Source organism: Kitasatospora sp. NPDC036993, from assembly GCF_055607525.1.
This window is the reverse complement of sequence record NZ_JBVJRP010000002.1, coordinates 274,642-287,482: the sequence shown is the minus strand read 5'-3', so window position 1 is coordinate 287,482 and position 12,841 is coordinate 274,642. Positions and strand designations below refer to the sequence as shown.

Annotated in this window: 11 protein-coding genes; 9 read left to right on the top strand and 2 right to left on the bottom strand. The window is 75.6% G+C overall.

All coding sequences use genetic code 11. The features are described from left to right. The first annotated feature begins 111 nt into the window (after nt 1-111). The 4 genes from ACZ7C5_RS04665 (at nt 112) to ACZ7C5_RS04650 (ending at nt 5,825) form a co-directional block, all read left to right on the top strand. Nucleotides 112-1,899, top strand: a complete 1,788-nt coding sequence (locus tag ACZ7C5_RS04665; protein ID WP_470321961.1) for a sensor histidine kinase — start codon at nt 112-114, stop codon at nt 1,897-1,899. Next, nucleotides 1,896-2,639, top strand: a complete 744-nt coding sequence (locus ACZ7C5_RS04660; RefSeq protein ID WP_401084548.1) for a response regulator — start codon at nt 1,896-1,898, stop codon at nt 2,637-2,639. The genes ACZ7C5_RS04665 and ACZ7C5_RS04660 overlap by 4 nt, the downstream gene beginning before the upstream one ends. Before the next feature lie 250 nt (nt 2,640-2,889). Then, nucleotides 2,890-4,314: a diaminobutyrate--2-oxoglutarate transaminase gene (locus tag ACZ7C5_RS04655; RefSeq protein WP_470321960.1), complete on the top strand. Its 1,425-nt coding sequence runs from the start codon at nt 2,890-2,892 to the stop codon at nt 4,312-4,314. Beyond that, complete coding sequence (locus ACZ7C5_RS04650; RefSeq protein WP_401084543.1) at nt 4,311-5,825, top strand: pyridoxal phosphate-dependent decarboxylase family protein; 1,515 nt, start codon at nt 4,311-4,313, stop codon at nt 5,823-5,825. Before ACZ7C5_RS04655 ends, ACZ7C5_RS04650 begins: the two co-directional genes overlap by 4 nt. A gap of 56 nt (nt 5,826-5,881) precedes the next feature. Here ACZ7C5_RS04650 and ACZ7C5_RS04645 read toward each other — a convergent pair whose 3' ends face one another. Continuing rightward, nucleotides 5,882-6,679 (bottom strand): inositol monophosphatase family protein, encoded by a 798-nt coding sequence (locus tag ACZ7C5_RS04645; protein ID WP_470322096.1) that lies wholly within the window; start codon nt 6,677-6,679, stop codon nt 5,882-5,884. Nucleotides 6,680-6,998: 319 nt separating this feature from the next. Between ACZ7C5_RS04645 and ACZ7C5_RS04640 the strand changes: the two genes are divergently transcribed. Further along, the gene (locus tag ACZ7C5_RS04640) at nt 6,999-7,796 is read left to right on the top strand and encodes a (2Fe-2S)-binding protein (protein ID WP_470321959.1); all 798 of its coding nucleotides are present in this window, start codon (nt 6,999-7,001) and stop codon (nt 7,794-7,796) included. 66 nt (nt 7,797-7,862) lie between these two features. Next, complete coding sequence (locus tag ACZ7C5_RS04635; protein ID WP_401088161.1) at nt 7,863-8,264, top strand: VOC family protein; 402 nt, start codon at nt 7,863-7,865, stop codon at nt 8,262-8,264. Here ACZ7C5_RS04635 and ACZ7C5_RS04630 read toward each other — a convergent pair. Next, a complete protein-coding gene (locus ACZ7C5_RS04630) occupies nt 8,225-8,638 on the bottom strand; it encodes a DUF6191 domain-containing protein (RefSeq protein WP_401088159.1) in 414 nt (137 codons plus the stop codon). The two genes, ACZ7C5_RS04635 and ACZ7C5_RS04630, sit on opposite strands and share 40 nt — an antisense overlap. Before the next feature lie 159 nt (nt 8,639-8,797). Between ACZ7C5_RS04630 and ACZ7C5_RS04625 the strand changes: the two genes are divergently transcribed. From ACZ7C5_RS04625 to ACZ7C5_RS04615, 3 genes are all read left to right on the top strand, one after another. Then, on the top strand, nt 8,798-9,556 hold the full coding sequence (locus ACZ7C5_RS04625; protein ID WP_401088157.1) for a dienelactone hydrolase family protein: 759 nt from the start codon (nt 8,798-8,800) through the stop codon (nt 9,554-9,556). A 116-nt stretch (nt 9,557-9,672) separates the two neighbouring features. Further along, entirely contained in the window at nt 9,673-10,611 is a 939-nt protein-coding gene (locus tag ACZ7C5_RS04620) for an alpha/beta fold hydrolase (protein WP_401088155.1), read from the top strand. A gap of 114 nt (nt 10,612-10,725) precedes the next feature. Then, a complete protein-coding gene (locus tag ACZ7C5_RS04615; RefSeq protein ID WP_470321958.1) occupies nt 10,726-12,783 on the top strand; it encodes a serine/threonine-protein kinase in 2,058 nt (685 codons plus the stop codon). Nucleotides 12,784-12,841 lie beyond the last annotated feature (58 nt).

Below are 12,841 nucleotides of genomic sequence, written 5' to 3'. Positions count from 1 at the left end.
TGCGTTCATAGAGTTCATGAACGGCACGGGTGGCCCGGGCGGCGGGCCCGCGAACGGTGTGGGTCGGACTGGCCCCGGGGGCAACCGGGGCCGTGGTGCAGACTGGCAGGCATGTCCGAGCGCACCGCCCCCACCGACCCGCGCCGCGGCTCGTATCGGCCGAAGGGCCGTGGGCCCCGGCGGCCGGTCCGCAGCCTGGCCGGGCAGCTGTTCGTCGTCCAGGTGGTGATCGTCGCCGCGGTCGTCGCGGGCGGCGCGGTGCTCGCGTACCTGTTCGCCGCCGACCGTACCGAGGACGCGGCCCGCCGCCAGGTCACCGCGGTCGCCCACGCCGTCGCGGACTCGCCGTCCGTGCGGACCGCCGTCACCGGTCCGGATCCGACCGCGCTGCTCCAGCCGTACGTCGAGCAGGTGCGGGCCGACACCGGGGTCTCCTTCATCACGGTCATGGACACCGGCGGCGTGCGCTGGACCCACCCGCTGCCCGACCAGATCGGCAGGGCCTACCTCGGGCACATCGACCGGGCGCTCGCCGGGCAGACCCACGCGGAGACGTACACGGGCACGCTGGGCCCGTCCGTGCGGGTGGTCACCCCGGTGTGGGACGACCGGCACCGGGTGGTCGCGCTGGTCAGCGCGGGCCTCACGGTGGATTCGATATCCGCGCAGCTGAGCGGTCCGCTGCTGGCTCTGGTCGGGGTGGCGGTGGCCGCGCTCGCGGTCGGCGGCGTCGGCACCTACCTCGCCAACTCCCGGCTGCGGCGGCACACCCACGGGATGGGGCCGGACGAGCTGAGCCACCTCTACGAGTATCACCAGGCCACCCTGCACGCGGTGCGCGAGGGGCTGGTCCTGCTGGACCGCGCGCACCGGGTGGTGCTGTGCAACGACGCCGCCCGTGAACTGCTCGGCCTGGCAGGCGACCTGGACGGCCGGTCGGTGGCGGAGCTGGGTCTGCCGGAGGCGCTGGTGGCGGCCGTCCTGAGGGAGGAGCCGGTCCGGGACGAGGTGCACCTCACCGTCGAACGGGTCGTGGTGCTCAACACCTCCCCGATCGGCACCGGCACCGGCGCCGGTCTCGGCCGGGTGGTCACCCTCCGGGACCACACCGAACTCCAGGCCCTGAGCGGAGAGTTGGATTCGGTGCGCGGCTTCACCGAGGCGCTCGGCGCGCAGGCGCACGAGGCCGCGAACCGGTTGCACGCGGTGGTCTCGCTGATCGAACTCGGCCGCCACGAAGAGGCGGTGGAGTTCGCCACCGCGGAGCTGGAGCTCGCCCAGCAGCTCACCGACCGGGTGGTCGCGGCGGTGTCCGAGCCGGTGCTCGCCGCGCTGCTGCTCGGCAAGGCGGCCCAAGCCGCCGAACGGGGCGTGGAGTTGGCCCTCACCGAGGACAGCCGGATCGATGACGGGGTGCTGCCGCCGGGGCTCTCCGCACGGGACCTGATCACCGTGCTGGGCAACCTGATCGACAACGCCGTGGACGCCGCCATCGCGGGGGCGGCGGAGAGCCCCGATCCGCCGGAGGTCACCGTCACGGCGCGGATCGCCCGTGGCCGGGAGTGCGGTGGCGACGCGGCGGGCACGGCGGGGGACTGCCTGCTGCTGCGGGTCGCCGACACCGGTGCGGGGATCGCCCCCGGCGCGGTCGAGGACGTGTTCCGGCGCGGCTGGAGCACCAAGCAGGACGGCCGGGGGCACGGGCTCGGGCTGGCGCTGGTCGCCCAGACCGCCCGGCGCAACGGTGGCACCGTCACGGTCGGGCGGGAGCGCGGGGCGGTGCTCACGGTGCGGCTGCCGCTGGCCGTCCGTCCGTCCGGGCCCGCCGGCAGCCCGGGGGATCCCGCCGGGCGGCCGGACGGGTCCACCGGCCGGGATCGGGAAGGGGCCCTCGCGTGAACGACGCCGCCGCCACTGCCGACAGGGCCGCCGGGGCCGGCGCGGAGATCTCCGTCCTGGTGGTCGAGGATGACCCGGTGGCCGCCGCCGCGCACACCCTCTACGTCCGGCGCGAGCCCGGCTTCCGCGCCGCGGGGACGGTCCACAGCTGCGCCGACGCGCTGCGCTTCCTGGACCGGGCCCGCGCCGCCGGGACGCCCGTCGACCTCACCCTGCTCGACCTCTACCTGCCGGACGGCCACGGGCTCCAGCTCTGCCGGACGCTGCGCGCGGCCGGCCACAGCACCGACGTCATCGCGGTGACCTCGGCCCGCGACCTCGCCATGGTCCGGCAGGCGGTCTCGGCCGGCGTCGTGCAGTACCTGCTGAAACCGTTCAGCGCGGCCGCCCTGCACGACCGCCTGGAGCGCTACGCCCGCTACCGCGACAGCCTCGGGCGCACCGGCGAGGCGACCGGGCAGGACGAGGTCGACCAGGCGTTCGCCCTGCTCCGCACGCCGGAGCGCACCACGCTGCCCAAGGGGCTGTGCGCGCCCACCCTGGACACCGTCGCCTCGGTGCTGCGGGAGGCGGCCGGCGGGCTGTCGGCGGCGGCCGCGGGCACCGCCGCCGGGGTCTCGCGGATCACCGCGCGGCGCTACCTGGAGCACCTGGTGGAGACCGGGTGCGCGGTGCGGGAGCCGCAGTACGGGAACGTCGGGCGGCCGGAGCTCTGCTACCGGTGGAGGGGCAGGGCCTGAGGGCGGAGGGCGGCGGCCGTCGGGTCCCGACCGTTCCGGGTCCCGACCGTTCCGGGGCCCGACCGTTCCGGGGCCCGACCGTTCCGGGGCCCGACCGTTCCGGGTCCCGAGCCGTGACCTTTCCCCGCGGCGCTCGTTGGAGGAACGGGGGGAGGTTCACTCGCTCGGGTGGTTCTGAGTGCCCCGCAGGCATTCCGGCAGGTCATGAGCAGTAAAGTTAGGCTAACCTAACTTCCCCTGGGGGTTTCTCGTGTCACCCGCTGCCGTACCCGTCCAGGCCGCCTCCGGAGCCCCGGCCGCCGGCGAGGCCATCCTGCGCCGTCAGCGCGTCCGCGAGTCCGCCGCCAGGACGTACGCCCGTTCCTTCCCGATCGTCCCGGTCCGCGCCCACGGCATGACCGTCGAGGGCGCCGACGGGCGGCGCTACCTGGACTGCCTCTCCGGAGCCGGCACGCTCGCCCTCGGCCACAACCACCCGGTGGTGCTGGAGGCGATCCGCCGCACCCTCGACAGCGGCGCCCCGCTGCACCTGCTCGACCTCGCCACCGCGGAGAAGGACGACTTCACCAGCGCGCTGTTCGAGAGCCTGCCCGCGGAGTTCGCCGCCCGCGCCCGGGTGCACTTCTGCGGACCGGCCGGGACGGACGCCGTCGAGGCCGCGCTCAAGCTGATGCAGACCGCCACCGGCCGCTCCGGCGCGCTCGCCTTCACCGGCGCCTACCACGGCATGACCGCCGGCGCCCTCGCCCTCACCGGCAACGTCGCCGTCAAGGAGCCGCTGCCGAGCGGCGGCGAAGTCGTCCGGCTGCCCTACCCGTACGGCTACCGCTGCCCGTTCGGAGTCGGCGGCGCGGCGGGCGCCGACCTCGCCGCGACCTACGTGGAGCGGCTGCTGGACGACCCCTCGGGCGGCGTGGTGGCGCCCGCCGCGATGATCCTGGAGGCCGTCCAGGGCGAGGGCGGCGTCGTCCCCGCCCCCGACGACTGGCTGCGCGCGATGCGCCGGATCACCGCCGAGCGCGGCATCCCGCTGATCGTGGACGAGGTGCAGACCGGAGTCGGCCGCACCGGCGCGATGTGGGCCGTCGAGCACAGCGGCATCGTCCCGGACGCGATGGTCCTCTCCAAGGCCATCGGCGGCAGCCTGCCGCTGGCGGTCGTCGTCTACCGCGAGGACTACGACGGCTGGCGGCCCGGCGCCCACACCGGCACCTTCCGCGGCAACACCCTCGCGATGGCCGCCGGAGCCGCGACGCTGCGCCACGTCGCGGCGAACGGACTGGTCGAGCGCGCCGCCGTGGTCGGCGAGCGGATGGCGGCCAGGCTGCGCGACCTCGCGGCCGAGCTGCCCGCGATCGGCGACGTGCGCGGGCGCGGGCTGATGCTCGGGGTCGAACTGGTCGACCCGGCGGCCGAACCCGACGCGTGCGGCGCCCGGCCCGCGGACCCGGCGTTCGCGGTACGGGTCCGGGAGGCGTGCCTGGCGCGGGGGCTGATCGTCGAACTCGGCGGCCGCCACGACGCGGTGCTCCGGCTGCTCCCGCCGCTCACCATCACGGACGAGCAGGTGGCCGCGGTGCTGGAGCGCCTGGCGGAGGCGATCGCGGCGGCCTCGGCGATCCCCCCTGGGGGTGCGGCTTCGGCGGGTGCGCCGGCGGGGCGGAGGCACCGGTGAGCGGGCCCGGCTCCGGCCCCGTCGGGCTCCCCGGGGACGGCGTCGCGACGGACGCCCTGGCGGGCGGCGCCGCCGGGCCCGGTGCGCTCGCACCGCTGCTGGCCACCGTCCTCGACGCCCTGGAGACGGGCACCGCCATGCGGTCGGGACCGCTGCCCGCGGGCAGCCCGGCCGAGATCGCCGCCCTGGTCGACGAAGCGCTCGCCACCAGCGAGGGCCCCGGCGCACTCGGCAGACTCACCGAACTCCTCGCCTACGGTGCCGCCGACCCCGCCGACCCGGCCTGCGCCGCACACCTGCACTGCCCGCCACTCGCCGTCGCCGCCGCGGCCGACCTCGCGGTCAGCGCCCTCAACCCCTCCCAGGACTCCTGGGACCAGGCCCCCGCCGCCACCGCCCTGGAGAGCGCGCTGCTCGCCGAGATCGCCGGACTGGTCGGCTACGACCCGGAGCGCTCAGCGGGCGTCCTCACCTCCGGCGGCACCGAGTCCAACCTGATGGGGCTCATGCTGGCGCGCGACCAGAAGCTCGACGGCATCGTGGAGTTGGACGGCATCCCGGCCGGTGTCCGGCCGTGCATCATCGCCTCCGAGGCCGCGCACTTCTCCGTCCAGCGCTCCGCGGCCCTGCTCGGCCTCGGCGAGCGGGCCGTCATCCCCGTCCCGGTCGACCGCGGGCTGCGGATGCGGGAGGACGAGCTGGAGCGGGCGATGGCCGAGGCCTGCTGGGCCGGAAGGACCCCGATCGCGGTGGTCGCCACCGCCGGCACCACCGACACCGGAGCCATCGACCCGCTGACCGCCGCCGCCGACCTGGCCGGACGCTACGGCGCCTGGCTGCACGTGGACGCCGCGTACGGCGGCGGGGCGCTGCTCTCCGACCGGCTCGCCCCGTTGCTCGACGGCATCGCCCGCGCCGACTCGGTCTCCCTGGACTGGCACAAGCTCGGCTGGCAGCCGGCCGCCGCAGGGATCTTCCTGGTGCGCCGCGCCGAGACGTACGTCTCGCTCGCCCGCCGCGCCGAGTACCTCAACCCGGTCGACGACGAGCAGGCCGGCTACCCCAGCCTCCTGGGCCGCTCGCTGCGCACCACCCGGCGTGCCGACGCCTTCAAGCTCGCCGTCACCCTGCGCACCCTCGGCCGGGACGGGCTCGGCCGGCTGGTCGACAGCTGCCACGACCTCGCCCGGGCGGCCGCCGACGCCGTCCGCGCCGATCCGGCGCTCGAACTCCACACCGAGCCCGTGCTCACCGCCGTCCTCTTCCGCTACCGGCCGGCGGGTGTGACGGACGAGGCGGCGCTGGACGAGCTGAACGGCCGGCTGCGCCGGCTGCTGCTGCGCACCGGGCGGGTGGTGGTCGGCCGCACCGAACTCCCGGGTGACGGCCCCGGCCGGGTCCGGCTGAAGCTCACGCTGCTGAACCCGCACACGACCGCGGGGGAGGTCGGCGCGCTGCTGCGGGAGGTGGTGGGCGCCGGTCGCAAGGTGGCGGGTGAGCGGGCGGGGTAGCAGTGGGCGGAGCGGCGAAGGGGTGACGGGCGGCGCGGCGGCGCCGGGGCCTGGGGTCAGTTGCTCAGGAGGAGCGACCGGGTGAGCTCCCAGGTGTCGGGGTCGGCGGCGACCAGCAGACCGTCCTCGCAGCCGGGGGCCTCCGGGCGGTAGGGGGTGCCGTCCGGGCGGGCGGAGACGCCGCCGGACTCGGTGACCAGGAGGGAGCCGGGGGCATGGTCCCAGGGCAGGGTGCGCCAGTAGAGGATGAAGTCGGAGCGGCCCTCGACGACGTCCGGGTACTCGATCCCGGCGGCGTGCCGGCCGGGGGAGATCTCGCCGAAGGCCGCGATGTTGTCCTGGAGCCGGCGGCGGTGCTCGGCGTCGAGGTAGCGGCTCTTCACCGAGCCGCGCAGCTTCGCGAGGTCCCTGGGCGCGGGCGGGCGGGTCAGGCGCACGCCGTCGCGCCAGGCGCCCGAGCCCAGTTCGGCGCAGTAGGTGGTGGCGGTGGCGGGCTGCCAGATCCAGGCGGCGACGGTCCGGCCGGAGCGGACCAGGGAGCACATCACGGCGTACTCGGGACGGCCGGCCACGAAGTTGGCGGTGCCGTCGACCGGGTCGACCAGCCAGGCGGCGGGCTCGTTGTGGAGGGCCAGGGCGAGCGACGGGTCGGCGGAGACCGCCTCCTCGCCGACCACCGGTACGGGCAGCAGCTCGTGCAGCCGGCGGGCGATGATCGCCTCGGCCTCGCGGTCGGCGACCGTCACGACCTCGCCGGGCGCCTTCTCCATCACCTCGCCCGCGGCCAGCGCCCGGAAGCGCGGCTCCACCGCCTGGGCCGACGCCTCGGCGAGTATCTCCGCCACCTTGTCCATCAGCACGTTCGCGCTCCCTTCGCTGCCTACCACTCTCCCACGAGCGGGGGAAGGGGGCGGCGGCGGCCGGGGGTGGTGGACGGTGGGTGTACGGGCGGCGGCGGGTGGTCGACGGTGGGTGGCGACCGGCAACCGGCGGACCGGCGGGGCGGTGTGTGGTCGTGTGTGGTCGCCGGGTGATACGAGGCGTTGTAAGGTGAGCCTCACCTTAATCGATCATGCAGAATCGATCACGGGAGTGTCAGTGGTTCCCGGAACGCCCATGCCCGCCGTGCCCTCCGCCGCGCCCGTCGCAACCCCCGTGCCCGCTGTGTCCGCTGTGCCCGCTGTGCCCGCCGGGCTCTCCGTGTCCTCGGCGCTCGCCGCCGACTACCGGCGGATGCTGGAGCTCTGCCCGGTGCTGGAGCTGCGCCTGCTGGACGCCGCCGAGCCCGATCCGTGCGCCGCCGACGACTGGTACTCCGGAGCCGAACTCGCCGCCGACGGGCGGCCGCGGGCCGCCGTCCTGGCCGGGGCGGAGGCCCGTATCGCCGCCGAGCACGGCCGCGCCCCGCGACCGCACGTCACCGCCTCCCGGCTGCTCCACCACTACGTCTGGTCGGCCTGCCTGCTGATCGCCGGTCCCTGGCACCTCGCCCGTCGGGTCCCCGTCCTCGGCCCCGCCGACCTCTGGCTGCACGCCCCCACCGGTGCACTCGCCCTGCGCCCGCGCGGGTCGGTCACCCTGCCCGGCGACGACGAACTGCGCGCCGAGCTGCGGGCCGCCGTGGTCGGGCACCTCGGACCGGTGCTCGCCGCTTTCGCCGGACCGACCCGGCGCCGTGACCGCGCGCTCTGGGGCATGGTGACGGACGACCTGGCCTCCGCCCTCTGGTGCCTCGGCCGGATGCTGGGCGAGGAGGAGGCCTCCGTCGCCGCCGCCGAGGCCGTACTGCCCGGCGGCACCCCGCCGCTCCCCGGCGGCGCCGGCTTCCGTCGCCTGCACACCCCCGACGGGCGCGCCCACCACACCCGCACCCGGCTCGGCTGCTGCCTCCACTACGCTGTCGGGCCCGCGGCCGTCGCCTGCCTGACCTGCCCGCGCACCTCCGACGAGGAGCGACTGCGGCGGCTCTGACGGTCCGTCCACAGGCCCGTCGCGCAGCGTGGTTCGATGTCAGTGGCATCGGCTATGGTCGCCGGCATGATCGATTCCACCACGCGGGTCCGGATCGCCCGCCCCTCGCGCGACCTCGCGGCGGCCGAGCGCTTCTACGTCGGCGGCCTCGGCCTCGACGTGCTGTGGCGCAGCGCCGAGAGGGTGTCCGGAAAGCACGACCTGCTGATGGTCGGCCCGTCCGGGGGCGGCTGGCACTTCGAGCTCACGCGCGACCCGGAGCGGCCGCTGGATCCCACCCCGACGGTGGACGACCTGTTCGTCGTCTACCTCGGGGCCCCGGTGGACGACGCCCTGGTCGCCCGGCTGGAGGAGGCGGGCGGCACCCGGGCCGAGTCCCACAACCCGTACTGGGACGAGTACGGCGTGACGATATCCGACCCGGACGGCTACCGGCTGGTGCTCTGCTCCCGCAGTTGGGAGGCCTGAACCCCCGCCGCCAGAGGGGCCTGACCGGTCGTCCCCGTCCCGCTCCCGTCGTGCGGTGCGGGCTCGGGCGTCCGTCCTGCGGCCCCGCCGCGCAGGACGGCCACGCCCCGGTCCAGGTCCACGCCGAGGTGCGGCAGCGCTCCGGCCTGCGCGTCGTCCCGCAGGACCAGCTGCTCGTGCTTCTGCTCGACCTGCACCTGCTTGCCCGGGCTGAACAGCGCGTGCAGCTCCTCCAGCCCGCCGGCGCCCATCCCCACACCCGGTCCGCGCTGCCGAGGCCGCGAGGAGGACTCGTCCAGGACCTGCCACGCCGCGAGCAGCACCAGCCCCAGCACCACCACGACCGCCGCCGCCACACCCACGATCAACCCCATGCCCGCTCAACGCGGCGGTACGGCCCGGGCGTTCCCTCGTGGGCGCACTGCGGGGAACGGCGCCCGGTCGGGCGGGCGGTGCCGGGCGGTGGTGAACTGTGGTGTCCGGCCGCGGGCCCAGCGGATACGCTGCCGGACGGACCGAAAGGAGTGCTCCTCATGCCCGTGCGCGGAACCCTCGTGGACATCCCGACGGCGGACGGCACCGCCGACGCCTACCTCGCCCACCCCGACGACGGCCGGGCCCACCCGGCCGTCATCCTCTACACGGACGCCTTCGGGCTCCGGCCGCATCTGGAGCGGATGGCCGACCGGCTCGCGGAAGCCGGGTACACCGTGCTCGTCCCGAACGCCTTCTACCGGAGCGGCCGCGCGCCGGTCGTCGAACTGCCGGAGCTCGTCGACCTGGAGCAGGACAGCGGGCTCTTCGCCAGAATCGGCCCGCTGCTCGCCACCCTCACCCCGGAGGCGACCACTCGCGACGCCGACGCCTACCTGCGCTGGCTCGCCGACTCCCCGCTGGTCCAGGACGGCCCGGTCGGCCTGACCGGCTACTGCCGCGGGGCACTGCTGGCTCTGCGTACGGCCGCCAGCCATCCGGACCGGATCGCCGTCGCCGCCGGGTTCCACGGCGGCAGCCTCGCCACCGACACCCCGGACAGCCCGCACCTGGGCGCCGAACGGATCACCGCCGAGCTGTACTTCGGCCACGCCGACCAGGACCCCGCGCTGCCGCCCGAGCAGATCGACCGGCTCGCCGCGGCCCTGACCGCGGCCGGCGTCCGGTACCGCGCGGAGGTCTACGCCGGTGCCCCGCACGGCTACACCCAGGCCGACACCACCCGCTACGACGCGGCGGCCGACGAGCGGCACTGGGCGGCGCTGCTCGGGGTGCTGCGGCAGGCCCTGCCGGTCTGAGAACCGACTCCCGGCCGGCCATCCGGCCATCCGGCAAATCCGGTCGGCTGATGGCAGTCTGTTCGGAACCGGGCCCGGGAGAGCGGGGCCGGACGGGGATCCAGGGGGGATCACGCATGAGTACCAGGCAGAGCAGGCGGGGCGCACCGGCCGGACCTGATCTGCGGGGAGTCCAGGAGGTCATGGCCCGGGCGCTGGGCGAGCACCTGCCCGGCGGTGTGCGGACCGGTGAACTGGACCGCGGCGGACGGGCGTTGCGCTGGGTGGAGGCCGGCCGGGGTGGCGTCGCACCGGTGGTGCTGATCGCGGGCTGCGGCACCACGGCGCTCATCTGGTCCGCCGTACTGCCCGAACTCGCCCGGCACGGAAGGGTCGTGGCGTACGACCGGGCCGGGTTGGGCGCCAGCGATCCCGAGTCCGGCCCCGGGCGCGGTGCCGGCCCGACGCCGGACGGCCAGGTCGCCGACCTGGCCGCCCTGGTGCGACACCTGGACGCGGGACCGGCGCTCCTGGTCGGGCACAGCTGGGGTGCCCAGCCGGCCCAACTCCTCGCCTGGCAGCGGCCGGACCTGGTGGCCGGGCTGGTGCTGGTGGATCCGGCACACGAGGAGTTCCAGCCGCAGTCCATCCGGGTCGCCGAGGCCGTGCTGAACCGGCTGTGGCTGTACCGGGCCGGGTCGGCGCCGGCAGCACCAGGACCGGCGGAGCCGCTCGACCTGGCGGAGGCGGCCGTGATCGCGCACCCGCACCAGCGGTGGGCCGTCCTCGCCGAACAGCGGATGACGGCCCTCGCCGGGCCCGGGATCCGGCGCCGCCGATCCCTCGCGCGGCCGCCCGAGATGCCGCTGGCGGTCCTGAGCGCGACCGAGGGGCTGCCCCGGACGATGCGCGTCCGGTGGACCGCCGTGCAGGCGTGCGTCGCGAGGAACGCCGTCCGGGGAACGCACGGCACGGTCCACGGCGCCGGTCACGCCATCCAGGTGGACCGGCCCCGGGCGGTCGTCGCGGCCGTCCGAGAAGTTTCGGAGCATGCCCGATACTTCCTCGACGTCTGACAATTCGTGCCCAATTCCTTTTCGGACCTGGACTGCTGAGGTCGTGACACGCTCTGGCACACTGTGTGCCGATGACCCGTCGGGGCGGGTCACGACACACGGGGGAGCAGGGGTATGAGCGGCGCGGGCACCGTGCTCGGCGGGCGGTACGAGCTGGTCGAGAAGATCGGCGGCGGCGCGATGGGATCGGTCTGGAAGGCCGAGGACACCGTGCTGGCGCGGCAGGTCGCGGTCAAGATCATGCGCTCGGAGCTGCTGGAGGACGACACCTCCGCCCAGCGCTTCCGCCGTGAGGCCCAGCTGGTCGCCGCGATCGACCACCCCGGCGTCGTACACGTCCACGACTACGGGGAGAGCGGCGGGGACGGCGAGGAGCGCTGCGCCTACATCGTCATGGAGATGATCGACGGCAGTCCGCTGGACCGGGTGCTCAGGGACACCGGCCCGATGACCGTCGAGCGCACCCTCGACCTGGCGGCCGGCGCCCTGGACGCGCTGCACGCCGCCCACCAGCGGGAGATCGTGCACCGGGACGTCAAGCCGTCCAACCTGATGGTGCGCACCGACGGCCGGGTGGCCATCACCGACTTCGGCATCGCCCGGGCGGTCGCCAGCACCAAGCTCACCGCCCCGTTCGCGATCATCGGCACCGCGCTCTACATGTCCCCCGAACAGGCCGAGGGCGCGAGCCTCGGGCCGGCCACCGACCTCTACTCGATCGGCGTGGTCTGCTACGAACTGCTGGTCGGCGAACCGCCCTACTCCGGCGACGGTCCGCTCCAGATCGCGCTCAAGCACGTCAACCAGCCCGTGCCGGAGCTGCCGGACACCTTCCCGGCTCCGGTGCGGGCACTGGTCGCCCGGGCGCTCGCCAAGAAGCCCGAGGAACGGTACGCGGACGCCGCCGAGATGGCCGCGGCGGCCCGCGCCGCGCTCGCCGCGTCCGCGGCGGAGGACGCCGGGAGAGACGGGCCGACGGCCGGGAAGGCCGGCGCGGCCGACAGCCGGACGATCCCGCTCCGGGCCGGTGCGGGTGAGGCGGCCGCGGGCGCCGCGGCCGTGGTGGCGGCGGCCGAGAACACGGCGGCGGGTCCTGCCGAGGGCGGCGAGGCCGCGGAGGCGTCCGCCGAGGGCGGGGCCGTGGTGGTGCCCGCCACGGGTGGTGCCCCGGCCCCGGACGAGGTCGCGAAGGTGGAGGTGGAGCCGCAGGCGCGGACCGAGCCCGGCCGTCGGCGGCCACGGCGCACCCTGCTGGTGCCCATCGTCATCCCCGTCGTCATCTCGATGGGCACGGCGACCGTCCTGCTGATCGACCGCGGATCCGGCGGCTCCGACGGGGTCCTGCCACCCGCCGCCCAGCCGACCGTGGTGGTCACCGCGCCCGTGAACCCGGGCGCCGCCACCTCGGCGCCCGCGACCACCACCCCACCCGCTGCCCCGACCCCGACCGACACGCCGTCGGCCACCCCCGGCCCCGACCAGCCGACGCCCGGCACCGCCCAGAGCCAGTCACAGGCGCCGGTCCCGGCGGCCGGCCAGGGCAGTGGCGGTGGAAGTGGCGGAAGCGCCGGCTCCGGCGGTTCCGGTGGCTCCGGCGGCAACAAGACCGGTGGCGCGGGCACCGCCGCCGCCGGGTCGTCGGGCGGACAGGCGAACCAGCCCGGTGGCGGCAACCCGCCCAACCCGCCCGCCAACCAGAACCCGCAGCCCCCCGCCCAGACCACCACCGGCGGCGGCACCACCAGCGCCCCGCAGAGCCCGGGCCGGCCCGCCTCCTGCGGCGGCAGCAGCTGGAGCACCATCGTCAGTGTGAAGGACGGCCGCACCATCGGGATGCGCGACGACAACCTGAACGGCGACAACCCGATCGTGGTCGGGGGGCACGCGCAGTACGGCTGGGTGCGTTCCACCAACCCCGGTTCCTGGATCCTCTTCAACGCCTGCAACAACGGCGGCCCGACGATGGTCCAGACGATGGACGGGAAGGTCGTCCTGAACGGCGGGTTCAGCTTCCTCACCAACTGGACGGTCCACACCGGGAGTTCGTCCGACTCGTACACGCTCGGCGACTACCAGAACCAGAGCTGCATGACCAACAACGGCCCCGGCAGCGCGGTCAGCATGGTCGCCTGCACCCCTGGCAACACCGCCCAGGAGTGGCGGCTCCAGTGACCGGCCCGCGGCGGCGGGCGCGCGGGGGGACCGGCTAGCAGGCGCCTCCCGGGTGAAC

What these genes read in the sequence shown, in the direction of transcription:
- ACZ7C5_RS04665 (WP_470321961.1), top strand. Translation starts at nt 112, where the DNA reads ATGTCCGAGCGCACCGCCCCCACCGACCCGCGCCGCGGCTCGTATCGG.
- ACZ7C5_RS04645 (WP_470322096.1), bottom strand. Translation starts at nt 6,679, where the DNA reads ATGGACAAGGTGGCGGAGATACTCGCCGAGGCGTCGGCCCAGGCGGTG.
- ACZ7C5_RS04635 (WP_401088161.1), top strand. Translation starts at nt 7,863, where the DNA reads ATGATCGATTCCACCACGCGGGTCCGGATCGCCCGCCCCTCGCGCGAC.
- ACZ7C5_RS04630 (WP_401088159.1), bottom strand. Translation starts at nt 8,638, where the DNA reads ATGGGGTTGATCGTGGGTGTGGCGGCGGCGGTCGTGGTGGTGCTGGGG.
- ACZ7C5_RS04625 (WP_401088157.1), top strand. Translation starts at nt 8,798, where the DNA reads ATGCCCGTGCGCGGAACCCTCGTGGACATCCCGACGGCGGACGGCACC.
- ACZ7C5_RS04620 (WP_401088155.1), top strand. Translation starts at nt 9,673, where the DNA reads ATGAGTACCAGGCAGAGCAGGCGGGGCGCACCGGCCGGACCTGATCTG.
- ACZ7C5_RS04615 (WP_470321958.1), top strand. Translation starts at nt 10,726, where the DNA reads ATGAGCGGCGCGGGCACCGTGCTCGGCGGGCGGTACGAGCTGGTCGAG.